The sequence below is a fragment of the Aeromonas sp. TS_SC_11 genome (assembly GCF_057318915.1).
The window spans coordinates 3,178,689-3,203,487 of record NZ_CM170470.1 but is presented as its reverse complement, the minus strand read 5'-3'; the positions used below and the strand labels follow the sequence as shown (position 1 = coordinate 3,203,487).

Sequence of the window (24,799 nt, the reverse complement as noted above, 5' to 3'; positions counted from 1 at the left end):
TGTTACATCGCTGTCATGGGTTATCAACGGGCCGGCATGGCCAGGTTCAGCGCCTTGACTTCATTGGCGTCATGGTGGGAAAGCTCCCCTGCGATCACCCCTTCCCGCATGACCATGATCCGATCCGCAATGCCCAGTACCTCCGGCAGCTCGCTCGAGACCACCACGACGGCAATACCTACCTTGGCCAGATCGTAAATCACGTTGTAGATTTCATTTTTTGCCCCGACGTCGATGCCGCGGGTCGGCTCGTCGAGCAAGATGACCTTCATGTCTTCGGAGAGCCAGCGACCCAGAATGGCCTTCTGCTGGTTGCCGCCGGAGAGGTTCATGATGGCTTGATGAGGAGACGGGGTCTTGACCCGCATGTCGCGGATCCGCAGCCTCGCGTTCTCGTCCTCCCATTTCTGGTTGATCCAGAAGCCTCCCCACGCCTTGTGGCGCCGGGCGCTGATATTGATGTTTTCCTGCACAGAGTGAATGGGGATGATGCCAAGGGCCTTGCGATCCTCTGTACAGAGCATGATGCCGCTGTGAATGGCATCGATGGGGTTGCGGATGGGTACCGGCTTGCCGAACACCGAAATCTCGCCGGACACCATCTTGTCAGCACCAAAAATCAGCTTCATCAGCTCGCTGCGACCAGCGCCCACCAGACCGAAAATGCCGAGGATCTCGCCGCGTTTCACTTCAAACGAAATGGGTGCCTTCAGGCCGGGTCCCATCAGGTTGCTGACCTGCAAGCCAAGCTCCCCCAATGGACGAGGACTGTAGCCATAGATATCTGTCAGCTCGCGCCCCACCATGGTCTTGACCAGCAGATCCCGGCTGACCTCTGCCATAGCGTCAAAGGTGCGCACGAACTGGCCATCCTTGAAAACGGTGATGGCATCACACAACTCGAAGATCTCGTCCATGCGATGGGAGACATACAAGATGACCTTGCCCTCATCGCGCAGCTGGCGAATGACCCGAAACAGCTGCTCTATCTCGCGAGACGACAAGCTGCTGGTCGGCTCGTCAAAGGCGATGATATGCGCATCCCGGGTCAGGGCCTTGGCGATCTCCACCATCTGCCACTGACCCAGCGACAGGTATTTAAGGGGCGTCTCGGGCGACACATCCATGCCGAGGCGCGCCAGCTGTCTGGTCGCATCCCGGTACAGTTTTTCCCGATCGATGACACCGTGCCGAGTGGGCAGCTGACCCAGATAGATGTTCTCGGCGATGGTCATCTCGGGGACCAGATGCAACTCTTGGTAAATGATGGCGATCCCGCTCTCCAGCGCATCGACCGTGTTTTGAAACACCCTCTCCTGGCCATCCAGCTTCACCACCCCTGTGGTGGGGGCCTGAAAGCCGCTCAGTATCTTGAGCAGGGTGGATTTGCCTGCGCCGTTTTCGCCCATCAGCGCATGCACTGTGCCCCGGTGACAGGAAAAGGAGACGTTTTGCAGCGCCTTGACGCCAGGAAACTCCTTGCTGATGCCGCAAAACTCCAGATAAGGAACTGACTGATCCATGTGTTTACTCCAGGTAACAGGCATGGGCGGTTTTGCACCATGCCTGTAGAGATGTCAGGGGTTAAACCGCGCCTGTCACAGACCTTTTTTCTGCAGCTCGACCTTGAAGTTGTCGCGGGTAATGAGCACAACGTCGGTCACTTCGGTGAACTTGGCCGGCTCTACGTCATTGACCACCCAGTCATGGAGCATCTGGATGCTCTTGTAGCCGTGCACATCCGGGCTTGGCAGCAGAGAGCCGAGGAAACCGGTGGCGCTGGACTTGGACAGCTCGTTCACCGCATCCACCCCGTTGATGCCGATGCCGATGACGTTCCCGGCCTTGAAGCCCTGCCCTTCGGTGGCGCGCACGCCGCCGAGCACAGTGTTGTCATTCATGCCGACGATGAGCCAGTTCTTCACCTCGGGATGCTGCACCAGCATGGAGTTGGCGGCGTCCAGTGCTCCCGGAATGTCATTGGCCTTGGTCGGCGCACGATAGATCTGGGCCTCGGGGAAACCGGCGGCCTTGAGCGCGCTCAGAGAACCCTCGACCCGGCGACGAGCGGTATCCAGCTCATCGGCCGTGATGGCAAGCACCCCTGTCGCCTTCACGTCCCACTGGCGTTTTTGCATCTCCTTGTAGAGCTCCTGCCCCTGGCGTTCCCCTATCTTGGTGGCGGCCATCATCACCAGCGGCACATTTTCCATGGGCTTGCCTTTGGCGTTGACGAACTGATCGTCCACCGTGATGACTTTCAGCCCCATGCTGTTGGCCTTGGCCATGATGGCCGAGCCCAGCTTGGGATCAGGGGTGCAGATGACAAAGCCCTTGGCGCCGTTGGCCGCCAGGCTGTCGATGGCATTGAGGGTCTTCTCGCCATCGGGCACGGCAATCTTGATGACATCAAAACCGAGATCCTTGCCGGCCTTGTCGGCAAAGGTCCATTCGGTCTGGAACCAGGGTTCCTCCGGCTGCTTGACCAGGTAGCCCAGCTTCAATGCCTCAGCAGAGAAAGCAGTATTTGCTATACCAAGGGCAAACCCTACTGCCATCATGCTTTTAACTATTTTGTTCATGCGAGTGTCTCCAACTGTTCTATCAATCCATGTATCAACGAAGTGCGGCTGTTCAGTTGATTCACTCCGTAGCCGCATAAAAGCACGTTCAAACATGACGTTATTGTTGTCGCTAGATGAGCGAACCAAGTTGTAATCGTTTTCACATGAAAAAATGGAGAGCAGGATCACGCCATGAAATTGCAGCCATTTTGTCTATATATTTAGCAAAATAGTCACATATCAAATTCCGGAGGGTCGTCACCCTCTTGCACTGACAGCGTTTAAATCCATATTTCCAGCAGCCAATGGCTAACCGTCCGCTCTGTGCATCTCCTATGGTTCCTCCCTGTTACCCCTTCATTGATGGTCAGGAGCACATATGTCTGAGCACCCCAGGTCCGAGCACATCGTCATCGGACTCGACTTCGGCAGCGATTCGGTCAGGGCACTTGCCGTGCGTTGCCACGACGGCGCTGAACTCGCGACCCATGTCGTCTACTACCCGCGCTGGCAAGCTGGCCACTACTGCCAGCCAGTCACCAACCAGTTCCGCCACCACCCCCTCGACTATCTGGAGTCCATGGAACAAGCGGTGGTGCAGGTGGTGAGCCAGCTCTCTCCCGCCCAGCGCGCCGCCGTGCGCGGCTTAGGGGTAGACAGCACGGGCTCGACGCCCGCCCCCATCGATGAAGAGGGCCGGGTGCTGGCCCTGCGCCCGGAATTTGCCGACAACCCCAACGCCATGTTCGTGCTGTGGAAAGATCACACAGCCATCGAGGAAGCAGAAGCCATCACTGCGCTCTGCCACGGCGGCCAGTTCCCCGACTACAGCCGCTATATCGGCGGCATCTACTCCTCCGAGTGGTTCTGGGCCAAGATACTGCACGTCTCCCGCAGCGATGCTGCGGTTCGCGCCGCCGCCTGCAACTGGGTCGAGTTGTGCGACTGGGTACCCGCCATCCTGAGCGGCACCCAGGCCCCTGCCAATATCAAACGCGGGCGCTGCTCCGCCGGCCACAAGTCCCTCTGGCACCCGAGCTGGGGCGGCCTGCCAGCCGCTGGCTTTCTCAATGCGCTGGATCCGCTGCTGACCCAGGATCTCGACTTCCCACTCTTTACCGACAGCTGGACCGCCGATCTGCCGGTCGGCACCCTGACGCCCGAATGGGCGGAGCGGCTGCACCTCTCCTGCGAGGTGGTGATAGCGGGCGGCGCCTTCGACTGCCACATGGGCGCGGTCGGGGCCGGGGCCGGCAACAATGCGCTGGTCAAGGTGATAGGCACCTCCACCTGCGACATCCTGATCGCCGATGAAGCCACCATAGGCGGGCGTGCCATTGCCGGGATCTGCGGCCAGGTGGATGGCAGCGTGGTGCCGGGGATGGTGGGGCTGGAGGCGGGACAATCGGCGTTCGGCGACATCTACGCCTGGTATCAGCGCCAGCTCGGCTGGCCGCTGGACAGCCTCGCCGCTCAGTATCCGGAGCTCTATACCGCCATCGAGGCCCACAAGCAGCAGCTGTTGCCAAGCCTGGCCGCAGCCTGGGATCAGCAACGCGATCTGGCCCATCTGCCGGTGGTGCTCGACTGGTTCAACGGACGCCGCACCCCTTACGCCAACCAGCGCCTGCAGGGCACTGTCACCGGCCTCAACCTCGGCACGGATGCGCCCGACTTGTTCGGTGCCCTGGTGGCCTCCACCGCCTTCGGTGCCCGCAGCATCATGGAGTGCATGACTAGCCAACAGGTGCCGGTGGACCAGGTGATCGCGCTCGGCGGCATAGCCCGCAAATCAACGACTGTGATGCAGACTTGCGCCGACGTAATGAATCGCCCCATCCAGGTGGTGGCATCGGATCAGTGCTGCGCCCTGGGGGCGGCCATCTTTGCTGCCGTGGCGGCCGGTATCTACGCCGATGTGGCTGATGCCCAGCGGGACATGGCGAGCGCCGTAGAGCGCATCCACCAGCCACAACCTGAACGGGTCGCCGAATATGAGCGGCTCTATCAGCGTTACCTTCAATGGAGCCATGCCGCCGAGCCCCTCTACAACCAGGGAGCACTGGCATGAACCTCAAATCTCTCAAAGAGCAGGTGCTGACCGCCAACCTGGATCTGCCGCGCCATCATCTGGTGACCTTCACCTGGGGCAACGTGAGCGGCATCGACAGGGAGCGGGGTCTGGTGGTCATCAAACCGAGCGGCGTCAGTTACGACAAGATGCAGCTTGAGGACCTGGTGGTGCTGGATCTCACCGGCAGACAGGTGGAGGGGGCCCTGCGCCCCTCCTCCGATACCGCCACCCATCTGGTGCTCTATCGCACATACCCTGAACTCGGCGGCGTGGTGCACACCCACTCCACCCACGCCACCGCCTGGGCCCAGGCGTGCCGCGCCATCCCGATTTTTGGCACCACCCAGGCCGACTATTTCAACGGCGAGATCCCCTGCTCCCGTCTGCTCACCCCGGGTGAGGTGGAGGAGGATTACGAGGGGCTGACCGGTCACCTCATCGTCGAGACCCTCAAGCAGACCCCCATCCTCACCATGCCGGGGGTGCTGGTGGCCAACCACGGCCCCTTCAGCTGGGGCAAGAGCGCCGATGATGCTGTACACAACGCCGTGGTGCTGGAAGAGGTGGCGCGCATGGCCTGGCTCACCGGCCAGATCAACCCCGCGGCCCGCCCCCTGCCCGATTACCTGCTGGAGAAGCACTACCAGCGCAAACATGGCAAACACGCCTATTACGGCCAGACCGAGACTTAATCAATCAAGAGGACAAGATCATGGAATTTATGAAACAGCTGGAAGTGTGGTTCCTGGTCGGCAGCCAGCACCTGTATGGCGCCGCCACCCTGAAGCAGGTGGCCGATCACGCCCACACCATCACCGGCCAGCTCAACGAGCGCGCCGGCCTGCCGGTCAAGATAGTGCTCAAGCCTACCGGCACCACTCTCGATGAAATAAGCGCGGTGGCCCGCGATGCCAACCACGACCAGCGCTGCATCGGGCTCATGGTGTGGATGCACACCTTCTCCCCCGCCAAGATGTGGATCCCGGCCCTCAGCCAGTTGCAAAAACCCCTGCTACAGTTCCACACCCAGTTCAACCGGGATCTGCCCTGGAGCGAGATCGACATGGACTTCATGAACCTGAACCAGACCGCCCATGGCGGCCGTGAGTTCGGTTTCATGGGGGCCCGGCTGCGACTGCCACGCACAGTGGTGGTCGGTCACTGGCAGGATGAAGAGGCCCACCGCAAGCTGGGCAACTGGATGCGGGTCGCCGCCGCCATTCACGACAGCCGCCACCTGAAGATCGCCCGCTTTGGCGACAACATGCGCAACGTGGCGGTCACCGAGGGCGACAAGATTGAGGCCCAGATCCAGTTCGGTTATCAGGTGAACTACCACCCGGTCGGCGACTTGGTCAAAGTGATCGACGCCGTACCTGCAAGCGACATCGAGGCGCTGCTGGCCGAATACGAAGAAACCTACACCCTGACCGAGGCGGTGCGGGCGGGTGGGCCGCTGCGCACCTCCCTCTATGAGGCGGCGCGCCAGGAGCTGGGGATGAAGAAATTCCTCACCGACGGCGGCTTTGGCGCCTTCACCACCACCTTCGAGGATCTCCATGGCCTGCACCAGCTGCCGGGGCTGGCCTGTCAGCGCCTGATGCAGCAAGGCTTCGGCTTTGGCGCGGAGGGGGACTGGAAGACAGCGGCCCTGCTGCGCACCCTCAAGGTGATGGGAACCGGCCTTGCGGGTGGCACCTCCTTCATGGAGGACTACACCTATCACCTGGAGGCGGGCAACAATCTGGTGCTGGGGGCCCATATGCTGGAGGTCTGCCCCTCCATCGCAGCCGATAAACCCGTGCTGGATGCTCAGCATCTGGGGATAGGCAAGAAGGCCGACCCGGCCCGCCTGCTGTTTGCGGCCCCCGCCGGCAAGGCGGTCAATGCCAGCCTCATCGATCTGGGCAACCGCTTCCGGCTGGTGGTCAATCAGCTGGAGGTGGTGGACTTGCCAGAGGCCATGCCGAAACTGCCGGTGGCCAGCGCCCTGTGGCAACCCATGCCGGACCTGCAAACCAGCGCCGAGGCCTGGATACTGGCCGGGGCCGCCCACCACTCTGTGTTTACCCAGTCGGTGGATATAGCGCAACTGCGTACCTTCGCCGACCTCATGGGCATCGAGTTTGTAGTCATCGACCAGCACACCCGCATCCCCGAACTCAAAGAGACGCTTCGCTGGAATGAGGTTTACTACAAGATCTGCCACTGACCCACTTCTTCGGCCAGCGGCCACCAGCATGACAGCAGCCCCGCCAGCGGGGCTGTTTTTATGAGGAAGCAGCGCAATGCCCGGGCCGATTTCGCCCCGTCAGGCGAGGCACTGACGGGGATCAGGGATGGTCGCGGCTCTCCAGCAGCCAGTGACAGACCCGCTGCACCCCCTGGCGCTGGCTGTTGGGACGGGCAACCAGGGCATACTCGTGATCCGTGCTGAGCACGGGGGCAAAGGGGGCTACCAGCACGCCGCTCTCCAGCTCCTCGGCCACGATTGTGGGATCCCCGAGGGAGAGGCCGAATCCCTGCAAAGCGGCATTCATCGCCAGGTCCAGGGTATCGAACAGCTGGCCTCCCTGGGGCTGCCAGGGGGTGGCGAGGAAGGCGGCAAACCAGTTGCGCCAATCCCGCCGATCCGCGCTGGCATGAAGCAGGGGCAGCAGGGGCTGCTCCTCGATAGTGCGCTCGAACAAACGGTGCTTGGCGGCAAAGGCCGGGGCACAGACGGGGGTCAGCTGCTCTTGAAACAGCGGTTGGCTATGGGGGTATCTGGCCTGACAGGATTGATAGACGATGGCGAGATCGAAGGACTCCCGGGAGAAGTCGATGCCATGGCTGTGGCTGCCGCGCACTTCGACTGCCCCCCCCTCAAAGTCCTGCAACCGTCGCAGCAACCAGCGGCTGGCGCAGGAAGGCACCTTGATGCTGATGGCCTGCTCGTGAGGCAGGGTTTGCAGGGCGCAGAGCCCCTCCCCTATGCGGGCCAGCCCATCACGGACGAAGGGCAGCAGGCGCTCGGCGGCCGGGGTCAGGGCCAGGCAACGGGTACCTCGTACGAAGAGCAGGTGGCCGAGGCGGGCCTCCAGCTGGGCAATCTGCTTGCTCACCGCCCCCTGGCTCACGCACAGCTCGTCAGCGGCCAGGGTAAAACTCAGGTGGCGGGCAGAACACTCGAAAACCTGCAAGCCATACAGGGGCAACTGGCTGCGGGGTTGGCTGGACAACATACAAGCCTCCATGCTTGAGAAAAACTCATGCATAACATGCCGAATAATCCGTTGTCCGGCAAGAGAGCGAGGACTAAAAAGGGACATCTTTCAAACACTCAGGTGACGACGTCATGTCTTCCCCCCGCATTGTCAGCAAACTGCCCCAGGTGGGTACCACCATCTTCAGCGTGATCGGGGATCTGGCCGCCCGCCATCCCAGCATCAACCTCTCCCAGGGGGCGCCGAGCTTCCCCTGCGATCCCGAGCTCATCCGGGTGACTCACGAGGCCATGCTGGCCGGGGAGAACCAGTATGCCCCCATGACGGGGCTGCCCGCCCTGCGCGAGCAACTGGCGGCCAAGATAGGGACCAGCTATGGCCACCACTATGACGCCGGCGAGGAAGTCACCATCACCGCCAGCGCCAGCGAGGCCCTGTTCTGCGCCATCACCGCCCTGGTGCACCCGGGGGACGAGGTGATCATGTTCGAGCCGGCGTTTGACAGCTACCGCCCCATGATCCAGCTGCAGGGGGCTACTCCTGTGGTGATCGCCCTCAAGGCGCCGGATTTTGCCATTCCCTGGGAGGAAGTGGCCGCCCGCATCAGCCCCCGCACCCGCATGATAGTGCTCAACACCCCCCACAACCCCACCGGCACCGTCTGGCAGGCAGGGGATCAGGAGCGTCTGGCCCGCCTGGTGCGCGGCACCGACATCCTGATCCTCTCGGACGAGGTGTACGAGCACGTGGTGTTCGACGGCGCCCTGCACCAGAGCGTGATCCGCTATCCGGATCTGGTAGAACGCTCAGTCGCCGTCTTCTCCTTCGGCAAGACCTTCCACGTCACCGGCTGGCGGGTGGGCTACTGCGTGGCTCCCCGCCCCCTGATGGAGGAGATCCGCAAGGTGCACCAGTTCGCCATGTTCGCCGCCGACACCCCCATGCAGTACGGCTTCGCCCACCTGTTGCAGCAACCGGCCCACTACCAGGGATTGGCAGCCTTCTACCAGCACAAGCGGGACCTGCTGAGCTCGGCCCTAGGGGATTCGCGCTTTACCCTGCTCCCCTCGGCGGGCAGCTTCTTCATGCTGGCGAGCTACGAGCGGATCAGCGACGAGCCGGACAGCCTCTTCGTGCAGCGGCTCATTCGTGACCACGGCGTCGCCACCATTCCGGTCTCCGCCTTCTATCACGACGGCACGGATCAACGGGTCATCCGCCTCTCCTTCTCCAAGGATGAGGACACCCTGCTGGCTGGCGCCGAGCGCCTGTGCGGCGTCTAGGAGGCACCATGGATTCAGTGCGCGTTGCCGTCCTGCAGATGGTCTCCGGAGATGATCTTGACCACAACCTGGCCCAGGCCGAGGCCCTGCTGCGTCAGGCCGCGGCCGAGGGGGCCGAGTTTGCCCTGCTGCCCGAGTACTTCTACCTGATGCCTGCCGACGAGCGGGCACGGGTTGCCCTGGCCGCCCCCGTGAGCGATCACCCTCTGCTGGCCTGGGCCCAGGAACTGGCACGGGAGCTTCACCTCTGGATCCTGGCAGGCACCCTGCCCCTTGCAAGCGATGAGCCCGGCAAAATGCACAACAGCAGCCTGCTCATCGACCCGAAAGGGCAGTTGGCCAGCCGCTATGACAAGCTGCACCTGTTTGGCTTTTGCACCGGGCAGGAGCAGTATGACGAGGCCGCGACCATGAGCCCGGGCCGGGAGGTGGTGAGTCATCCCCTGCCCTGGGGCGTGCTGCGCGTCGGGATCTGCTACGACTTGCGCTTTCCCGAGCTATTTCGCCTGAGCCCTGCCCCCGATTTCATCGCCCTGCCCGCGGCCTTCACCCATACCACCGGGCTGGCGCACTGGGAGCTGCTGCTGCGGGCCCGTGCGGTGGAGAATCTGGCCTTCGTGCTGGCCTCAGCCCAAGGAGGTGAGCACCCCGGCGGGCGCCGCACCTTCGGCCACAGCATGATCATCGATCCCTGGGGCCGGGTGCTGGCCCAGGTAGAGGAGGGTCAGGGCATGGCCATCGCCACCCTGGATCTGATGGCCCAGCGCAAGGTACGCAGCCAGCTGCCGGCCCTCACCCATCGCAAGATAGCCGTCGGCCCTTGAGGCAGGCATCCTTCACGACCATCGGCATGACGCCACAGACGCCACAACTGCAAGGGAATGACCATGAAATTCAATACCGCAATGATGCTGCTGGCCCTGGCCACCGCCGGCCAGGCCGCCGCCAAACCCCTGGTGATCGCCACCGACGCCACCTACCCTCCCTTCGAAATGGTCGACAGCAGCGGCAAGCTCGGCGGCTTCGAAGTGGATCTGGCCTATGCCCTGTGCGCGGCCATGAAGACGGAATGCGAGGTGATCAACCAGCCCTGGGATGCCCTGCTCCCCGGCCTGCAAGTGCGCAAGTACGACGCCATCATGTCCTCCATGAACATCACGGACGAGCGGCGCCAGAAGGTCGCCTTTAGCCAGGTCTACTACATGATGCAGAACCGCTTCGTGGGACGCAGCGACAAGACAGCCGACTTTGCCGACACCCCTGAGCACTTCAAGGGCAAGGTGATAGCGGTGCAGGAGGGCACGCCCCAGGACAACTTCATCACCGCCCGCTACGGTGACGTGGCCAAGATCAAGCGCTACGTCAACGCCCAGTCCCCCATGCTGGATCTGCAGTCCAGCCGCGCCGACTACACCTTCGGCAACATGGTGCAGTTGAAGGTCGGCTTCCTCGACAAGGAGATGGGCAAGCAGTTCGCCTTCGTCGGTCCCCAGTTCAACGGCACCCAGGACAAGATCCTGGGAGAAGGGGTGGCGGTGGCCCTGCGCAAAAACGATGACAAGCTCAAGAGCCGGTTCGATGCCGCCATCGAGAGCGTCAAGGCCGACGGCACCTTCGACACCTTGCTCAAGAAGTACCAGCTCGAAGACCTGCTCTGATCCCGATGCCGGGCATCCGTCAGGCCATACCTTGCATGCCAGTCGATGCCGACTGGCATTTTTTTACCCGGGATCTGCCGGCAAGGCGGCAAACTGCCCTCCTTTATGCGGGCCGCCTGTCACCTCGACGCGGGAAAGCCTCCCCCACCGGCCTCTACTATGAGGAGGCAGAGCATGCCATGCTGCACTTATCCACGAGCCCCTGATCCCCCATCGGTCATCCGGCGGTGCCGCGAGCCGGTCACACCAGACAAGGAGGCAAGCCATGAACCCATCCCCGCTGATCAGACGCTTCTCCCGCAATCCTCTGGGACGGGATCTCGCCGTCGGCGATATCCACGGCTACTTTTCACGGCTGGAACAGACCCTGAACCAGGTGGGATTCGATCCCGCTCGGGATCGCCTCTTCTCCGTGGGGGATCTGACGGATCGCGGCCCCGACTGCACCCAGGTGCTCGAGTGGCTGGCCAGGCCCTGGTTTCACCCTGTCTGCGGTAATCACGACGACTACGTCTGCCGTTACGAGAGCTGCGATCGGAATAACTGGATCCAGAACGGCGGCGACTGGTTTCAGCAGTTGACCCCGGGCGAGCAGGCGGTGTTCGCCGGCCACTACCGCACCCTGCCCCTTGCCATCGAGGTGGCTACCCCGGCCGGCCCGGTCGGGCTGCTCCACGCCGATTGCCCCTTCTCCTCCTGGCAAGGCCTGCTGGACACACTGGATACGGGGGTGAGCGGCGGGAGGCTTCGGGCCATCAAGAATGTCTGCCTCTGGTCACGGCGCCGCATCGAGCGGTTGGACGAGAGCGGTATCGAGGATCTTGTTGCCCTGGTGGTGGGCCACACCCCGGTGAGCATCCCGCTCAGCCTTGGCAATGTGTACTACATAGACACCGGCGGCTGGTATCCCGACGAAGGCGGCTTCTTCACCCTGCTCGACCTCCACACCCTGATGCCGCTGCCCCCGGGTACAGCCCGATAACCCCCATCCAGCCGCAATCATGCACAGCCCCCCCTGGGCCGATATCCTTGAGCGTTCAATAAACCGGCAGCCAGGGCGCCCGGGCTTCGCTCTGCCTGCGCTATGGTTTACCATGCTGGCAACTGCGGTGCATGGCACCGCCCACCCAGGCGCCATGGCGCCGCCATCGGACACCTCACCTCGAGCAACATGAGCAAAACAGCACAATCCGGCATTGAGCCCACCTTCTACTTCCACGATTACGAGACCTTCGGGATCAGTCCGGCGAAGGACAGGCCGTCGCAGTTTGCCGGTATTCGCACCGATGCGGATTTCAACATCATCGGCGAGCCACTGGTCATCTATTGCAAGCCGCCGGCGGATTATCTGCCGGATCCGGAGGCGTGCCTCATCACTGGCATCACGCCGCAAAAGGCGATGAAAGACGGACTGTGCGAGGCGGATTTCATTCGCCAGATCCACGAGCAGTTCGCTACACCGAATACCTGCGTGCTGGGCTACAACAGCATCCGTTTCGATGACGAGGTGACCCGTTACACCCTCTATCGCAACTTCTATGACTCTTACGCCTACGCTTGGCAAAACGGCAACTCCCGCTGGGATATCCTCGACATGCTGCGGGCCTGCTATGCCCTGCGCCCGGAGGGGATCGAGTGGGCCTTTGATGAGGAGGGCAAACCAAGTTTTCGTCTCGAAAAGCTCACGGTAGCCAACGGTGTATCCCACGCCAATGCCCACGATGCGCTCTCGGACGTGCTGGCCACTATAGAGATGACCAAGCTGGTGAAAAAAGCCCAGCCCAAGCTGTTTGAGTACCTGTTTGCCCTGCGCAACAAGAACAAGGTCAAGGCGCTCATCGATGTGGTGACCATGAAGCCGCTGGTCCACGTCTCCGGCATGTTCTCCCCCTGGCAGGGGTGCGTGAGCTGGGTATCGCCACTCGCCTGGCACCCCACCAACCAGAATGCGGTGATCATGGTGGATTTGACCCGCGACCCGACCCCGCTCATCGAGCTTTCCAGCGAGGAGATCCGCGAGCGGCTCTATACCCGCAAGGACGAGCTGGGGGATCTGGCCGCCATTCCGGTGAAACTGGTGCACATCAACAAGTGCCCTGTGCTGGCGCCAGCCGCCACCCTGACACCGGAACGAGCCGATGAGCTCACCATCGACCGGGAGCAGTGCCGCAAGAGCCTGAACCTGCTGCGCGCTCACCCCGAGGTGCGGGAAAAACTGGTGGAGGTGTTCAATCAGGAGTTCGCGGGCAGCAATGACCCGGACCCCGATACCCAGCTCTACGCCGGCTTCTTCGGCCACGGCGACAAGTCCACCATGGATCTGGTGCGCGCCACCCCGGCCGATCTGCTGGGGGAGCGGGAGTTTGCCTTCACAGATGCACGACTGCCAGAGATGCTGTTTCGCTACCGCGCCCGCAACTGGCCCCACACTCTGAGCGAGGCGGAGCAAAAACGCTGGCGTCTGCACTGCAGCGACTATTTCAGCCGCCGCCTGCCGGACTATGCCCCTCGCCTCGAGGCACTGGCAGAACAGAATCAGGGGAACGAACGGAACTTTGCGATTCTCAAGAGTCTCTATCGCTACCTCGAAGATCTATGAGATGTGATCGGTTTCACAGTTAAATGACTGTATGCTCCCCTCACCCCATTCATAATGGGCAGGGGAGTAAAGACTCCCGAAATTTCAACTATTTGTGCACTAACATTGCATTGACTGTCTTTGGCTATCGACCCTTGGAGATGCTTCATCTGATGCGCTCAGGATTGCCCGGTTTCGGTTTGTTCGTCTGCTCCCTGCTGCCATCGGCCAGCATGGCAGCGGTACGTTTTGATGTCCCCGACTACCTGTTGCGGTTGCCGCAGCAAACCTATCAACTGATCGAAAGCAACTTCAACCACCTCTACCAGCAGACCGACTTCACCCCCCAGATCACCAACAGCTATTTCAACCGCTCCGATCTCTACAACTTTGTGGGGGTGCCGCTGGCCATTACCCCCCAGGCCGGTTTCCAGCTCGAGGTTTTTGGTCAGCTCTATAACCAAAGTTCACAAAGCTATGTGCACATGAGCAAGGATCTGTCGCTCTATCGCATGATCCGGGCCGACGTGATTGGCAACCCCAATGATGAGGTCGCCATCGGCCTGGGGCTCGGTATCCCGCTCAGCGCCCGGCTCACTTTCAAGGCGCTGCTCTCCAGTAACGAGATCCCGGGCTATGGCGCCGCCAACTACGCCATCGGCTTCGAGTGGCGTTACTGACCTCACGCGGTCGGCATATTGACAGGATTTACCAACCATTCAGGCTCCCGATGGGAACCTGAATGGTTTATGGCAGCAAAGGATCAGAGGTAGCGGATCACCCGCCCCTCGCCCCCTTGCAGAGTAAGCGAGGTACCGATGGCGCCCTCGTCCCAGAAATCCTGCCCACCTTCCGGCAACAGGCACTCTTGGGGTTGCGCTTCCCAGTTGAACAGGCAAAGCAGGCTGCCCCCTTCAGGCAACACCACTTCGCCGCAGACAAACTCCATCGACTCGAAACGGGCAGACGGGGCTCGGACTGCACACAAGGCCAGCAGCTTTTGCAGTTGCCCCCCTTGCTCACCATCAAGCGCTTGCAGTCTGTCTCCCGCCAGCATCATGCCGCCGCTTGCCACCAGCGCCGCCAGATGGAAGCTGTAATCCGCAGGGCTGGCCTGCTGACTCGGCAGATCCCGCAGGCAGATGCAGTCAGGATCGAGCGCCCATAGTCTGTCGTTCTGCCAGGCACGGCAGAAGACCTCGCGGGCGATCTGGCGAAAACGGTGGCCATTGCGCTCCACGTCGTCGCTCACCCGCATGCCGTGTACCAGTCCCAGGCTCGGCCAGATGGGCGCGTTGCAGCCAAGCAGGAAAGCCCCCTCACCCGCCCCGCGCAAGATAGCCGCCATGCCACGACGATAGGCTTCCACCCGGGTGGCGGAGGTGTCGTGGAAGCGGCCGCCATGGATGGCGCCCCAGAAGTTGGCATCCAGCTTGAAATAGTGAATGCCCCAATGCTCGCGCAGGGTGCGGAACACGCCCTCGAGGTGAGCCTGCACCTCGGGATGGGTGCCATCGAGTACGTACCAGGGGGTGCAGCGCCAGCCGCCATAGGTGACTCGCTCGGAGGGCAACGGCAGGCCATCTTCCCCCTTCACGAACCAGTCGGGATGATCCTGAAACACCCGTGAACCTGGCTCGGCAATAAAGGGGGCAACCCAGAGTGCGGGCTCGCATCCGGCTGCGTGGATCTCGGCCGCCAGCGCAGCCACCCCTTGCTCGAACTTGGGCGAAGGAGTAAGCCAGTCCCCCATTTTGGCCTGATAGCCATCATCGATCTGCACATAGCGCAGGGCCGGGAAACGCTCGGCACGCACCGCCAGATTCTCGCGAATGTCATCGGCGCTGACGTCCGCATAATAGTGATACCAGGAGCACCAACCATTGGGGCGCTCGCCCATCTGACCGATCAGCGAGCCGTGTTCGGCGGCGATCCGCTCCGCCAGTTCAGCCAACAGCGCCTCCCTATCAGCCCCTTCCAGGCAGATCAGCGCCTCGCTTTGCCAGTGCTGGCCGGCAGACAACAGGCGCTCTTCGCAATTCATCAGGATCTGCAAGCGGCCATCCGGATAGAGGCGAAACTCGCCGCCAAAACGGTGGCAACTGGCAAAGGCGAGCAGCAGCCAACCCTTGTCATACTCCACCAGCAACAGGTTATGAACTGTGTGATAGCCATCATCGTCCGTGATGCGATAGACGCTTGAATCGGGGCAACGGCCAACCGGTTGCGGGGATTGCCAGCTGCCCATGGTCTGGGCCAGCATCTGGAACCCTTCGCCATAGAAAGGGGTGTCGAGCGGGAGGCCGAGCTTGCCATCAAACAGAACCCAGCGAGCGACCCGGGCATCGTCACTGCCCGTGTTGTCGAGCCGGACACGGCACAGGGGCCCGTCCCACTGACGGGTCTGCAACAACTGAGGGGGCAGATCACTATCGGCCGCCAGTTGACGCACGCGGGACAAGAGGGATGTCATGGCTACTCCTTGTTATTGAAAAATATGTGTTCAGCACGCCATGGTCTTGAAACCCCATGGTTCAGAAAGATCTGCAATCAAAGAATCTTCAATGAAATCAGCCATCATCGAACTAATTTCAGCTGTTATTGTTTTAATGCCGCGCCCCTGCCTCTCTGGTAAACTGCCCATTCATTCACAGTTTCCAAGTTGAGGCCCAGGTGATTGCGCAACGTGCCTTGCTCTACCTTCGCGACTTCATGGTCATAGTCGCCTGCCTGCTGGTGGGTAAAACCCTGGCCGCCATACTGCCTTTTGCCTTCCCCGGCAGCATCATCGGCATGCTGCTGCTGTTCGTGCTGCTCTCCTTGCAGCTGGTGAAGCTGCACTGGGTCGAGCTCGGTGCCGGCCTGCTGCTGCGGCATATGGGCGTCCTGTTCGTGCCGGTGGCCGTCGGCCTGGTCGCCTGGCTTGAGCCCCTGCGCCAGTCCTTCGGCCTCATCATGCTCTGCATCGTACTGGGGATAGTCTTGATCCTGGGCACTGTCGGGCGCCTGTACCAGAGGATGAACAAATGATCTTCTGGCTTGCCATTCCCCTGACCCTGGCACTCTATTTTGCCACCCGGGCCCTCTATCGCCGTCTGCCCTGGCCCATCATCAATCCCGTGCTGGTGCCCACCGCCGTCATCATAGGCCTGCTGCTCTGGCTGGATCTGCCCCTTGAGCAGTACGAGAGTGGCACCCTCCCCATCACGGCCCTGCTGGAACCCGCCGTGGTGGCACTGGCACTGCCGCTGTATCAGCAGGCCCGCCAGATCCAGGCCAGGCTCAAGCCCATCCTAGTCTGTACTCTGGCCTCCGTCTTGATCTCGGTCTGCACTACCCTGCTCATCGGTCATTTTATGGGCGCCGACCCGGCGTTGCTGGCATCGCTCGCCACCAAGTCCATCACAACCCCGCTTGCCATGAGTGTCAGCCAATCCATCGGCGGTATACCTGCCATAGCGGCGGCCGTGGTGGTGGTGGTCGGGATCGTCGGCGCTCTGATCGGATACCCGCTGCTCACGCTGATGCGGGTCACAGATCCCGAAGCCCAGGGACTCGCCATGGGGGCCTGTGCCCACGCCATCGGTACCGCCACCTCTGCCGAGAAGGGCATTACCCAGGGCGCCTTCTCGTCGCTGGCCATGGTGGTGTGCGGCATCCTCACCGCCGCCGTCGCCCCCCTGCTGTTTGCTCTTTATCACTGGTTGACCTGAGGGTCACCCATTTGCTGGCGCTGCGGGCCTGTTGGCCCGCCACTGTGCGAGCTGACGCACAATTTGCGCAAGACAAACGTTTCCTTTATCCTCCTCCTCCTTTTGCCCGTCAGGGCGTGAGCGCGCTCACACATTTTGCCGAGCTTGCTCCCTACAATGGCCCCCCAATTGGCCTTTGAGGACACACTATGCATCCCCGTTTTGCCAAGCCACTCGATACCCTGTCCGCCCCGCTCAAAGCGGCGCTGCTGCCCATGCTGGACAACGATTTCCAGGCCCGTTTCACGCCACAGCAGGTGGCGACCCTGAAAGCCGCCACAGGGCTGGAAGATCGCGCTCTGCGTCTGGCGCTGCTGCCACTGGCCGCCGCCTGCTCGGTGGCCCCCATCTCCAAATTTTTTGTCGGCGCCATCGCCTGCGGCCTGAGCGGTACCTGGTATTTCGGCGCCAACATGGAATTTGCCGGACAAGGGCTGTTCCACTCGGTCCATGCGGAGCAATCCGCCATCTCCAACGCCTGGCTGGGCGGTGAGACAGGGATCAGCGAGATCACGGTCAACTACACCCCCTGCGGCCATTGCCGCCAGTTCATGAACGAGCTGAGCACAGCCAAGACGCTGCAAGTCTCCCTGCCTGACGACTTGAGCGCTCTGCAATCCTTCCTGCCACACTCCTTTGGCCCGGCCGATCTCGACATCACCGATGCCCTGATGAGCCCGCAAGCCCATGACGAGCTGGTGCTCGAGAGCGAGGATCCGATCTGGCGAGCAGCGCTGGCCGCTGCCCGTCAAAGCTACGCTCCCTACAGTCAGGGCTATGCCGCCGTGGCGCTGCTGTTTTCCGATGGCCGCCTCTTCTGTGGTCGCTACGCTGAAAACGCGGCGTTCAATCCCAGCCTGCCGCCGATGCAGATGGCCTGCGCCCACGCTGTGCTGTGCGGCGAAGATCTCGCCAGCATCCGTCGCGCCGTGCTGCTGGAGAGCAAAAACGGCCAGATCAGCCAGCGGGATTCTGCCCAGTCCACCCTCAAGGCGCTGGGCTCGGTCGAGCTGGAATACCAAGCCGTCTGAGGTAAATGACGTCCAACAACAAGGGGAGCCATTGGCTCCCCTTGTTGTTGCTGTTGATCGCTGAGTCACGTCAGTCCGTCAGGATTCCCAGATGATGCTCTGGGAGGAGGACCACTGCTCGCCGATGTTTGCGTATTTTTGCTCCAGCAGGTGGCGCTTGATCTTCATGGTTGGGGTGAGTACACCATTTTCAATGTTCCAGGGCGTCTTCACCACCAGGATGCCGCGAATTCTGGCGTGAGATTCCAGTTGATCGTTGACCCGGTTGCGCGCCGCCTCCAGCTGGGCATTGATGGTTTCCCGGTTACCCTTCATGGCGCTCTCGGCCAGCTGCACCAGCGCAATGGGCTGAGGCATGCCGTAACCTATCACGCACAGCTGCTCTATGATGGGCTCCTGTCCCAGCAAGCCTTCAATAGGCACAGGTGCCACATACTTGCCCTTGGCGGTTTTGAACACATCCTTCATGCGGCCTGTGATGGTGAGGTAGCCCTCTCTGTCCAGCTTGCCCATGTCGCCGGTATGGAGCCAGCCGTCGGCATCAATAGCTTCGCTGCTGTGTTCGGGATCCTTGTAATACCCCAGCATCATGCCGTCACAGCGACAGAGGATCTCCCCCTCATCGGAAATCTTGATGGTCACCCCTGGCCCCGCCTTGCCGACCGTGCCTATCTTGTCGGCGCGGAAGGGGTAGTTGAGGGTGGAAAAAGCGTGGTTCTCCGTCATGCCCCAGGCTTCGGTTATCTTGATGCCGATGCTGTTGTACCACTGCAGCAGGGCCGGTGACACTGGCGCCGAGCCGCAGCCCAGCACCCGCGCCTGATCCAGCCCCAGCCCTTTTTGCAACTTGCCCTTGATGAGACCCGAGACAAACGGGATCTTGAGCAACAGTTCCAGCTTTTTCTGGGGCAGCTTTTCGTGGATCTTGATGCGGAACATGGCCCACAGCCGGGGCACAGAGATAAAGACGGTGGGACGGCAACGCTTGACGTCATCAATGAAGGTGTCGAGCGACTCGGGGAAGGCGATGGTAGCGCCGCTGAACAGGCTGCCGCCATAGATGTAAACCCGCTCTGTGATATGGGCGAGCGGCAGATAGGAGAAGCCGCGATCGGTGGCGGTCAGCTCCACCGCTTCCACCAGCTTTTCACAGGACCAGGCATAACGCTCGACGCTCAACATGGCGCCTTTGGGCTTGCCGGTACTGCCTGAGGTGTAGACCAGGCTCAGCAGCGCATCCGGCACCTGCTCCGGGCTGTCGGGGATAGGTTCGTGCGCCTCCAGCAGATCGTCCCACTGATGGCTGGCGGGCATGGTCTCATAGGGCATGGCGATGCGCAGAAGGGAGGCAGGCACACCCGCCTCCTGGCTCTTCCAGTCATCCAGCTTGCCGACGAAGATCGCCTTGGCTTCGCTGTGACGCAGCACATATTCGATGGTATCGACGTTAGCGGTCGGATAGATGGGCACGCTCACGTACTGCCCCATCTGCATGGCCAGATCAGCGATAAACCACTGGGCGCAGTTCTTGGAGAGCAGGGCCACCTTGTCACCGGGCTCCAGCCCCAGATGGCGCAGCGCCGTCACCATGCGTCGCGCTTCGTCAGCCACTTCACCCCAGGTAAAGTCGACGTATTCGCGGTTGATGGTTTGACGAAGATAGACTCGGTCAGGAAACTGCCGCTCCCAATGGTAGAGCATCTCGAGCGGCAGTTTATTGGCAATACGTGAAGAGGAAGCCATAGTTTAATCCCTGAAACAAAAGGCGAAACTTATTATTAACCTTTCACTAACTTCAGGGAAGCGTCAACTAAAACTTCTGTTTGAAATGTGTATTCGATCAAGCTTCCGCTTGCTGCTGCAGGCGCTTCCACATGGCTTGTACCAGCTCTTCATCCTGCTCGGAGAGCTCCCCCTCCAGGATGGCCTCATTCAGGCTACGCAGTACATAACTCTTTACATCCCGCACCAGTGTCTTGCCTTCCAGCTCGGCACGCGCCACCGCCAGCGAAATGTGACCGCGCAGATAACCCCCCGCAAACAGCTCATCTTCAGTCGCCGTGGCCACCATGGCGTCTATCAGTCCCAACAACTTGTGCTCAAATTCATGAATCGTCATGTAACGCAGCCTCATTTTCAGAGTGGCTGGCAAAAAATTGCCGGCAAAATAATTCGGGAGAGTGGAACCGCGATCCGGTTGATCACGGCTCTCTGGCGCAAGGCCAGCCGCATCCTTGATGTCCTATTCCGGGTTGGCCACCGGGTAGATGACCTGATCCTTGTATCCCGTGGTTATGCGCAGATAACCACTTAACGACCGGTTCAGTGCCGGATCATCTGTATCCACCAGCAGCGGCCTGCCCCCGAGGGCAGCCAGCTTGGCTTTGGTGGCCAGGACCTGGATCTGGTCCCGCCCGACAGCCCGGATCACCTCTGGACTCAGTTGCTGATTTCCGCGCCCGAACAGATGTCCCTGACCGCCGATCAGGGTAATGATCAGACGACAGTGACGACCGCGGATCCGGGTCAGGATCTCGGCGGCGGACAGATCCTGCCCGATAAGCCGGCCATTTTCCACCAGATCCACGCCGAGCAAGGTATTTTCCAGCCCCAGCACTGCCATGCAGGCAGCGACTGTGCTGCCGGAGCCCATCAGGTAGAGGGTATCTGGCTCCATCTGCTCCACCACACCCGCGGCAAGATCTGCCAGTACCAGCTCTTCGGACTCCCGCCCCCCCTGCTTGACCGCCTGCACGTAGCGCAGATCCCCCGGTACCAACAGCTGGCCATAGTAGCGGGCTCGCACCTTGCCCAGGCGAAATGCCTCCTCGTCGATGTCCATCACATCGGCATCCACCAGACTCAACAATTCGCCGGCGATCATGCGGGCTGCCACGCGACCACTGGCGGCGGGGGTGACGCCGTATACGCCGGAGTGGATCTTGCAGCCCGCCGGAATACCGAGCACATGGCAGGATTCCCCGACAGCGGCGCAAATGTCCCGTGCCGTACCATCGCCGCCGGCAAACAGCAAGAGATCGACGCCGGCCGTACGCATCAAGTCGGCGGCGGCGCGAGTGTCGGCTGCCGTGGTAGCACCAGAGACGGGCTGATAGACGATGCGACAAGGCAACTGAAGAGACGCCGCGAGATCGGCCCCCATCTCGCCCGCGACCGTCAACAGCTCAAATGGGGTGGCAAGATCGCACAGGGGCAACAAGGCTTGTCGTGCCCGCTCCTGCGCCTTGGGCACGGCCCCTCGAGCCAGCGCTTCAGCCACCACGCCGTCACTGCCCTTGAGGCCAACCGCGCCACCAATGCCGGCGACCGGGTTAATGATGAGCCCTAAACGAAACATAGATTTCTCCCTCTGGTCAGCCGCCATTTTATCTTTTCAAGGCATGGGGACAAGCCATGTTGCGCCTGCTAGAATCCGCTTCCTCTCATTTTGTTAACCAAGGTTCAGTCATGCTGGAATGGGCTCTTGACCCCTCTGCCTGGGTTGCGCTCGCAACCCTTACCCTGCTCGAAATCGTGCTGGGTATCGATAACATCATTTTTATCTCCATCCTGGTTGCCCGCCTGCCCGAGGCGCAACGTCAGAAGGCGCGGATCCTGGGATTGGGGCTGGCCATGGGTACCCGTATCCTGCTGCTGCTGTCGCTTGCCTGGGTCATGCGCCTGACAGAGCCGTTGTTCACCGTACTGGGTGAGGCCATCTCGGGGCGCGATCTCATCCTGCTGCTGGGAGGCCTGTTCCTCATCGGCAAGAGTGCCCACGAGATCCACGCTACCCTGGAAGGCGCCGCCGAGCCGGAAGGCTCCATGGCGGTCGCCTCCGGTTTCGTCAGCACCCTGATCCAGATCGCCATCCTCGATATCGTGTTCAGCCTGGATTCGGTCATCACGGCAGTCGGCATGGCAGATCACGTGCCCGTCATGGTGCTGGCCATCATGATCGCCGTCTTCATCATGATGTTCGCCGCCAAGTCCATCGGGGACTTTGTCGACAACCACCCTACCATCAAGATGCTGGCACTCTCCTTCCTGACCCTGGTCGGTTTCGCGCTGATGGCCGAGGGGATGGATCTGCACATTCCGAAGGGTTACATCTACTTCGCCATGGCTTTCTCGCTGACGGTGGAGATGATCAACATCCGTCTGCGCAGTCACCACGACAGCAAGAAGCTCGAACAGTAAGCGGACGAGCCACAAAAAAGAGCGCCATCAGGCGCTCTTTTTTTATCCACACAACCGGCTTATTCGTTGCTGATGATGATGCCAACGCGGCGGTTCTCTGCCCGACCGGCAGCCGTCTTGTTGTCTGCCACCGGATCCCGTTCACCGCGACCACGGATATCCAGGTTGGCCGGCTGCATGCCGACCGACACCAGCACATCGGCCACCGATTTCGCCCGCTTCAGAGAGAGCTGATCGTTATAAGCCTCAGGTCCGTTGGAATCGGTGTGACCATCGATCCGCGTCTTGTTCAGGCCAACCCCCAGCAAGGTCATGCCCAGCTTTTCCACCAGGACACGGGTGTCAGGGTTGAGGGCTTCCGAATCGTTGGCAAACAGCACCCGGTTGGAGAAGTCCAGAGTCCAACCCTCGTCGGTCAGGCGAAAGCCCTGCTCCTTGAGTACGCCGATCTGCTCCGCCGTCAGACCGCGAGGGGCACTTTGACAGCCCGCCAACACGCTCAACAGCAGGCCGATCAGGCCGGTTTTCATCAGGACAGTGATCTTCATTGTTATTTTTCCTCAGCAGAAACATCAAATTCCAGCTGGTCATGAAGTGCAAGCTCCCGACGCAGCCGTTTGGATTGGTACATGGCATTGTCAGCCTGCTGCAACAATTCACCGGCAGTGAGTCCCTCATCCGGATACACGGCGAGGCCTATGCTGATGGCGGCCACCAGCTGACGACCATCCCCCAGTACCACGGGGTCGGCCATCGCCTGCTGGATGCGGGACACCACATCCTGCGCTTCGCTCTCTTGCAACAGAGGCGTCAGCAAGATGGCGAATTCGTCACCGCCCAGCCGACATACCAGATCCATCGGCCGAAGCTGATGTTGTACCCGTCTGGCCAAGGCGATCAGCACGTCATCCCCGGCGGCATGGCCCAGGGTGTCGTTGATCTGTTTGAAGCGATCACAGTCGAGGTAGAGCAGCGCAAACCGCTCCTCTTGCAAACGGCCCGTGGTCACAGCTTGATCCAGACGAGCCTCAAAAAGAGCACGATTGGGCAGACCGGTCAAGGCATCATGAGTGGCCTGATGCAGCAGGCTGGCGTTCTCCCGCCGTTGGTGGGCCTGCCAGGCCTCCAGTTCATCGAGCAGGGAGTTGAAATCCTGGCCGAGTTCGTGCAACTCGGCGATGTCGGCCTCGGGCACCCGCATGGCAAGGGTACGTTGACGACTGACACTGTGGGCCACCTGAGCCAGCTTCTTGAGCGGCACAGTGATGGAGTTTTGCATCCAGCGCGCCACATAGATAGATCCCATGGCACTGAGGATGAGGCAGACCAGCATGGCCATCAGGGTTTGCAGCAGAAACAGCAGCAGGTACTGACCGTGGCCGACCAGATGGACGCGGGCTATCTCGACGCCGCCCCGCATGATGGGCTGCTCGATGGGGCCGGGCAGGATGATCTGTGCAAGATACTGCTCAAGACCCGACCAGGGGGTGGTCATGGCCCGGCTCCAGCTTGCCAGCGGCCTGCCACTGGGCAGCTGAATACTGGCCTGTGCCACATCCTCGCGGGTGACAATGGCCTGCAGCGCCTCCTTGGCGGCCTCTTCGTCATGGAATACCACGGCCGCTTCACTGGTGTAACTGATGGCACGCGCCACCAGCTCCAGATTGTGGTCCGCATAGATACGCAGGGCCAGCAAAGCGATACCGGTCAACAGCAGACCGGCCATACAAACAGCGGTCAGGGACGTCACCATGTGGGTGCGTCCCAAGCTCTGTCGCAAGGTGAGCCGCTGCGCCTGTGAACGAAAAAACGCCTTCATGGTGTCTCCTCATCCGCTCTGGCCAGTTTCAACACGGCAGGATGGACCCGCACTCCGCTCCTGGCGAGGGCATCCAGATTGACCCGAAAGCGAATACGCTCCGACCCTATCTGCAAGCAGAATACGGCGTCGGCGGTACACTCGGCGCTCTGCTCGCTGATGCTGAGAATCGCATGGCCGCGCAGCCGCTGGAACAATGGCAGGCGCCGCTCTGGCGCCAGCACTCCCAGATAAAGCACATCGCACTGCCGCCCCAGCATCTCATCCTCGACATCATAACGGCGCACACTGACCGGCCGGCCATTGGCCTGCTGCTTGATGGCGAACAGCGCTGTGGCATATTCCGTCGGCGCGGCGATACACAAGCGCAATTCCTCCGGCTCGGTGGGCCAGCGGGTGTAGCTGAGTATGTCGAGCACCGTCTGTCGCACCTGCTCTGAGCGCAGCTCGGCAGAGGTCAAAGGAAGGTGCTCGCGGGCCAGCGCCAGCGAGCAGAACAAGAGCGTCAACCACGCCAGGGACCGGGTCAGAGAAAAAAAGTGCATCATGCCTGCGCTTATTGAACATGCGGTCTATTTGAAGGGCTGATGCCCGTTCAGGGAGATCCGGATGAATGTAGTATTGAACTTGTCAG

The 24,799-nt window shown here is 61.2% G+C and carries 23 protein-coding genes; 13 read left to right on the top strand and 10 right to left on the bottom strand.

Annotated features, from left to right (window positions below):
* Nucleotides 1–23: 23 nt before the first annotated feature.
* Both araG and AC1P02_RS14945 read right to left on the bottom strand, forming a co-directional pair.
* Nucleotides 24–1,523 (bottom strand): L-arabinose ABC transporter ATP-binding protein AraG, encoded by a 1,500-nt coding sequence (gene araG / locus AC1P02_RS14950; RefSeq protein WP_005310824.1) that lies wholly within the window; start codon nucleotides 1,521–1,523, stop codon nucleotides 24–26.
* 75 nt (nucleotides 1,524–1,598) lie between these two features.
* Complete coding sequence (locus tag AC1P02_RS14945) at nucleotides 1,599–2,582, bottom strand: arabinose ABC transporter substrate-binding protein (RefSeq protein WP_485182570.1); 984 nt, start codon at nucleotides 2,580–2,582, stop codon at nucleotides 1,599–1,601.
* A 361-nt stretch (nucleotides 2,583–2,943) separates the two neighbouring features.
* Here AC1P02_RS14945 and AC1P02_RS14940 point away from each other — a divergent pair, with 361 nt between their 5' ends.
* Genes AC1P02_RS14940 through araA form a run of 3 tightly spaced genes read left to right on the top strand, consistent with a single transcriptional unit; the run spans nucleotide 2,944 to nucleotide 6,850 of the window.
* Nucleotides 2,944–4,635 (top strand): ribulokinase, encoded by a 1,692-nt coding sequence (locus tag AC1P02_RS14940; protein ID WP_485182568.1) that lies wholly within the window; start codon nucleotides 2,944–2,946, stop codon nucleotides 4,633–4,635.
* The gene (locus AC1P02_RS14935) at nucleotides 4,632–5,330 is read left to right on the top strand and encodes an L-ribulose-5-phosphate 4-epimerase (protein ID WP_485182567.1); all 699 of its coding nucleotides are present in this window, start codon (nucleotides 4,632–4,634) and stop codon (nucleotides 5,328–5,330) included. The genes AC1P02_RS14940 and AC1P02_RS14935 overlap by 4 nt, the downstream gene beginning before the upstream one ends.
* 20 nt (nucleotides 5,331–5,350) lie before the next feature.
* Nucleotides 5,351–6,850 (top strand): L-arabinose isomerase, encoded by a 1,500-nt coding sequence (gene araA, locus AC1P02_RS14930; RefSeq protein ID WP_485182566.1) that lies wholly within the window; start codon nucleotides 5,351–5,353, stop codon nucleotides 6,848–6,850.
* Nucleotides 6,851–6,971: 121 nt separating this feature from the next.
* Here araA and AC1P02_RS14925 read toward each other — a convergent pair whose 3' ends face one another.
* On the bottom strand, nucleotides 6,972–7,862 hold the full coding sequence (locus tag AC1P02_RS14925; RefSeq protein ID WP_485182565.1) for a LysR family transcriptional regulator: 891 nt from the start codon (nucleotides 7,860–7,862) through the stop codon (nucleotides 6,972–6,974).
* 113 nt (nucleotides 7,863–7,975) lie between these two features.
* On the opposite strand from AC1P02_RS14925, the gene AC1P02_RS14920 reads away from it, so the two are divergent.
* From AC1P02_RS14920 to AC1P02_RS14895, 6 genes are all read left to right on the top strand, one after another.
* Nucleotides 7,976–9,127 (top strand): methionine aminotransferase, encoded by a 1,152-nt coding sequence (locus AC1P02_RS14920; RefSeq protein ID WP_485182564.1) that lies wholly within the window; start codon nucleotides 7,976–7,978, stop codon nucleotides 9,125–9,127.
* Between the two features lie 8 nt (nucleotides 9,128–9,135).
* On the top strand, nucleotides 9,136–9,951 hold the full coding sequence (locus AC1P02_RS14915) for a carbon-nitrogen hydrolase family protein (protein ID WP_485182563.1): 816 nt from the start codon (nucleotides 9,136–9,138) through the stop codon (nucleotides 9,949–9,951).
* Nucleotides 9,952–10,014: 63 nt separating this feature from the next.
* The gene (locus AC1P02_RS14910) at nucleotides 10,015–10,785 is read left to right on the top strand and encodes an ABC transporter substrate-binding protein (RefSeq protein ID WP_485182562.1); all 771 of its coding nucleotides are present in this window, start codon (nucleotides 10,015–10,017) and stop codon (nucleotides 10,783–10,785) included.
* A 265-nt stretch (nucleotides 10,786–11,050) separates the two neighbouring features.
* Nucleotides 11,051–11,767: a metallophosphoesterase gene (locus AC1P02_RS14905; protein WP_485182561.1), complete on the top strand. Its 717-nt coding sequence runs from the start codon at nucleotides 11,051–11,053 to the stop codon at nucleotides 11,765–11,767.
* A 189-nt stretch (nucleotides 11,768–11,956) separates the two neighbouring features.
* Nucleotides 11,957–13,384: an exodeoxyribonuclease I gene (gene sbcB, locus AC1P02_RS14900; RefSeq protein ID WP_485182560.1), complete on the top strand. Its 1,428-nt coding sequence runs from the start codon at nucleotides 11,957–11,959 to the stop codon at nucleotides 13,382–13,384.
* A gap of 152 nt (nucleotides 13,385–13,536) precedes the next feature.
* Nucleotides 13,537–14,043: a hypothetical protein gene (locus AC1P02_RS14895; protein ID WP_005310800.1), complete on the top strand. Its 507-nt coding sequence runs from the start codon at nucleotides 13,537–13,539 to the stop codon at nucleotides 14,041–14,043.
* A gap of 83 nt (nucleotides 14,044–14,126) precedes the next feature.
* Here AC1P02_RS14895 and AC1P02_RS14890 read toward each other — a convergent pair whose 3' ends face one another.
* Complete coding sequence (locus AC1P02_RS14890; protein ID WP_485182559.1) at nucleotides 14,127–15,836, bottom strand: glycoside hydrolase family 36 protein; 1,710 nt, start codon at nucleotides 15,834–15,836, stop codon at nucleotides 14,127–14,129.
* 200 nt (nucleotides 15,837–16,036) lie between these two features.
* Here AC1P02_RS14890 and AC1P02_RS14885 point away from each other — a divergent pair, with 200 nt between their 5' ends.
* From AC1P02_RS14885 to cdd, 3 genes are all read left to right on the top strand, one after another.
* A complete protein-coding gene (locus AC1P02_RS14885; RefSeq protein ID WP_005310798.1) occupies nucleotides 16,037–16,393 on the top strand; it encodes a CidA/LrgA family protein in 357 nt (118 codons plus the stop codon).
* Complete coding sequence (locus AC1P02_RS14880; protein ID WP_021139588.1) at nucleotides 16,390–17,076, top strand: LrgB family protein; 687 nt, start codon at nucleotides 16,390–16,392, stop codon at nucleotides 17,074–17,076. The genes AC1P02_RS14885 and AC1P02_RS14880 overlap by 4 nt, the downstream gene beginning before the upstream one ends.
* Nucleotides 17,077–17,264: 188 nt before the next feature.
* Complete coding sequence (cdd, locus tag AC1P02_RS14875) at nucleotides 17,265–18,146, top strand: cytidine deaminase (RefSeq protein WP_485182558.1); 882 nt, start codon at nucleotides 17,265–17,267, stop codon at nucleotides 18,144–18,146.
* 78 nt (nucleotides 18,147–18,224) lie between these two features.
* On the opposite strand, the gene AC1P02_RS14870 is transcribed toward cdd, so the two are convergent.
* From AC1P02_RS14870 to AC1P02_RS14860, 3 genes are all read right to left on the bottom strand, one after another.
* On the bottom strand, nucleotides 18,225–19,889 hold the full coding sequence (locus tag AC1P02_RS14870) for an AMP-binding protein (RefSeq protein WP_485182557.1): 1,665 nt from the start codon (nucleotides 19,887–19,889) through the stop codon (nucleotides 18,225–18,227).
* 97 nt (nucleotides 19,890–19,986) lie between these two features.
* Complete coding sequence (locus tag AC1P02_RS14865) at nucleotides 19,987–20,265, bottom strand: YfcL family protein (protein ID WP_005310789.1); 279 nt, start codon at nucleotides 20,263–20,265, stop codon at nucleotides 19,987–19,989.
* Nucleotides 20,266–20,388: 123 nt separating this feature from the next.
* Nucleotides 20,389–21,504: an ATP-NAD kinase family protein gene (locus AC1P02_RS14860; RefSeq protein ID WP_485182556.1), complete on the bottom strand. Its 1,116-nt coding sequence runs from the start codon at nucleotides 21,502–21,504 to the stop codon at nucleotides 20,389–20,391.
* Between the two features lie 110 nt (nucleotides 21,505–21,614).
* Here AC1P02_RS14860 and AC1P02_RS14855 point away from each other — a divergent pair, with 110 nt between their 5' ends.
* Nucleotides 21,615–22,346 (top strand): TerC family protein, encoded by a 732-nt coding sequence (locus tag AC1P02_RS14855; protein WP_058394649.1) that lies wholly within the window; start codon nucleotides 21,615–21,617, stop codon nucleotides 22,344–22,346.
* 59 nt (nucleotides 22,347–22,405) lie between these two features.
* Here AC1P02_RS14855 and yfiB read toward each other — a convergent pair whose 3' ends face one another.
* From yfiB to yfiR, 3 genes are read right to left on the bottom strand one after another with little or no spacing between them, the layout of a single operon-like run.
* Entirely contained in the window at nucleotides 22,406–22,894 is a 489-nt protein-coding gene (gene yfiB, locus AC1P02_RS14850; RefSeq protein ID WP_485182555.1) for an outer membrane lipoprotein YfiB, read from the bottom strand.
* Nucleotides 22,895–22,896: 2 nt separating this feature from the next.
* Nucleotides 22,897–24,165 (bottom strand): diguanylate cyclase DgcN/YfiN, encoded by a 1,269-nt coding sequence (gene dgcN / locus AC1P02_RS14845; protein ID WP_125609326.1) that lies wholly within the window; start codon nucleotides 24,163–24,165, stop codon nucleotides 22,897–22,899.
* The gene (gene yfiR / locus AC1P02_RS14840; protein WP_005310778.1) at nucleotides 24,162–24,713 is read right to left on the bottom strand and encodes a regulatory sequestration protein YfiR; all 552 of its coding nucleotides are present in this window, start codon (nucleotides 24,711–24,713) and stop codon (nucleotides 24,162–24,164) included. The genes dgcN and yfiR overlap by 4 nt, the downstream gene beginning before the upstream one ends.
* Between the last annotated feature and the right edge of the window lie 86 nt (nucleotides 24,714–24,799).

Excerpts from the sequence above, each read along its gene's own strand:
- AC1P02_RS14860 (WP_485182556.1), bottom strand. The coding sequence starts at position 21,504 with ATGTTTCGTTTAGGGCTCATCATTAACCCGGTCGCCGGCATTGGTGGC.
- AC1P02_RS14895 (WP_005310800.1), top strand. The coding sequence starts at position 13,537 with ATGCGCTCAGGATTGCCCGGTTTCGGTTTGTTCGTCTGCTCCCTGCTG.
- AC1P02_RS14870 (WP_485182557.1), bottom strand. The coding sequence starts at position 19,889 with ATGGCTTCCTCTTCACGTATTGCCAATAAACTGCCGCTCGAGATGCTC.
- araG (WP_005310824.1), bottom strand. The coding sequence starts at position 1,523 with ATGGATCAGTCAGTTCCTTATCTGGAGTTTTGCGGCATCAGCAAGGAG.
- AC1P02_RS14905 (WP_485182561.1), top strand. The coding sequence starts at position 11,051 with ATGAACCCATCCCCGCTGATCAGACGCTTCTCCCGCAATCCTCTGGGA.
- AC1P02_RS14920 (WP_485182564.1), top strand. The coding sequence starts at position 7,976 with ATGTCTTCCCCCCGCATTGTCAGCAAACTGCCCCAGGTGGGTACCACC.
- AC1P02_RS14855 (WP_058394649.1), top strand. The coding sequence starts at position 21,615 with ATGCTGGAATGGGCTCTTGACCCCTCTGCCTGGGTTGCGCTCGCAACC.
- AC1P02_RS14865 (WP_005310789.1), bottom strand. The coding sequence starts at position 20,265 with ATGACGATTCATGAATTTGAGCACAAGTTGTTGGGACTGATAGACGCC.
- yfiR (WP_005310778.1), bottom strand. The coding sequence starts at position 24,713 with ATGATGCACTTTTTTTCTCTGACCCGGTCCCTGGCGTGGTTGACGCTC.
- AC1P02_RS14910 (WP_485182562.1), top strand. The coding sequence starts at position 10,015 with ATGAAATTCAATACCGCAATGATGCTGCTGGCCCTGGCCACCGCCGGC.
- AC1P02_RS14935 (WP_485182567.1), top strand. The coding sequence starts at position 4,632 with ATGAACCTCAAATCTCTCAAAGAGCAGGTGCTGACCGCCAACCTGGAT.
- sbcB (WP_485182560.1), top strand. The coding sequence starts at position 11,957 with ATGAGCAAAACAGCACAATCCGGCATTGAGCCCACCTTCTACTTCCAC.
- AC1P02_RS14940 (WP_485182568.1), top strand. The coding sequence starts at position 2,944 with ATGTCTGAGCACCCCAGGTCCGAGCACATCGTCATCGGACTCGACTTC.
- AC1P02_RS14945 (WP_485182570.1), bottom strand. The coding sequence starts at position 2,582 with ATGAACAAAATAGTTAAAAGCATGATGGCAGTAGGGTTTGCCCTTGGT.
- araA (WP_485182566.1), top strand. The coding sequence starts at position 5,351 with ATGGAATTTATGAAACAGCTGGAAGTGTGGTTCCTGGTCGGCAGCCAG.
- AC1P02_RS14880 (WP_021139588.1), top strand. The coding sequence starts at position 16,390 with ATGATCTTCTGGCTTGCCATTCCCCTGACCCTGGCACTCTATTTTGCC.
- yfiB (WP_485182555.1), bottom strand. The coding sequence starts at position 22,894 with ATGAAGATCACTGTCCTGATGAAAACCGGCCTGATCGGCCTGCTGTTG.
- cdd (WP_485182558.1), top strand. The coding sequence starts at position 17,265 with ATGCATCCCCGTTTTGCCAAGCCACTCGATACCCTGTCCGCCCCGCTC.
- AC1P02_RS14890 (WP_485182559.1), bottom strand. The coding sequence starts at position 15,836 with ATGACATCCCTCTTGTCCCGCGTGCGTCAACTGGCGGCCGATAGTGAT.
- AC1P02_RS14915 (WP_485182563.1), top strand. The coding sequence starts at position 9,136 with ATGGATTCAGTGCGCGTTGCCGTCCTGCAGATGGTCTCCGGAGATGAT.
- dgcN (WP_125609326.1), bottom strand. The coding sequence starts at position 24,165 with ATGAAGGCGTTTTTTCGTTCACAGGCGCAGCGGCTCACCTTGCGACAG.
- AC1P02_RS14925 (WP_485182565.1), bottom strand. The coding sequence starts at position 7,862 with ATGTTGTCCAGCCAACCCCGCAGCCAGTTGCCCCTGTATGGCTTGCAG.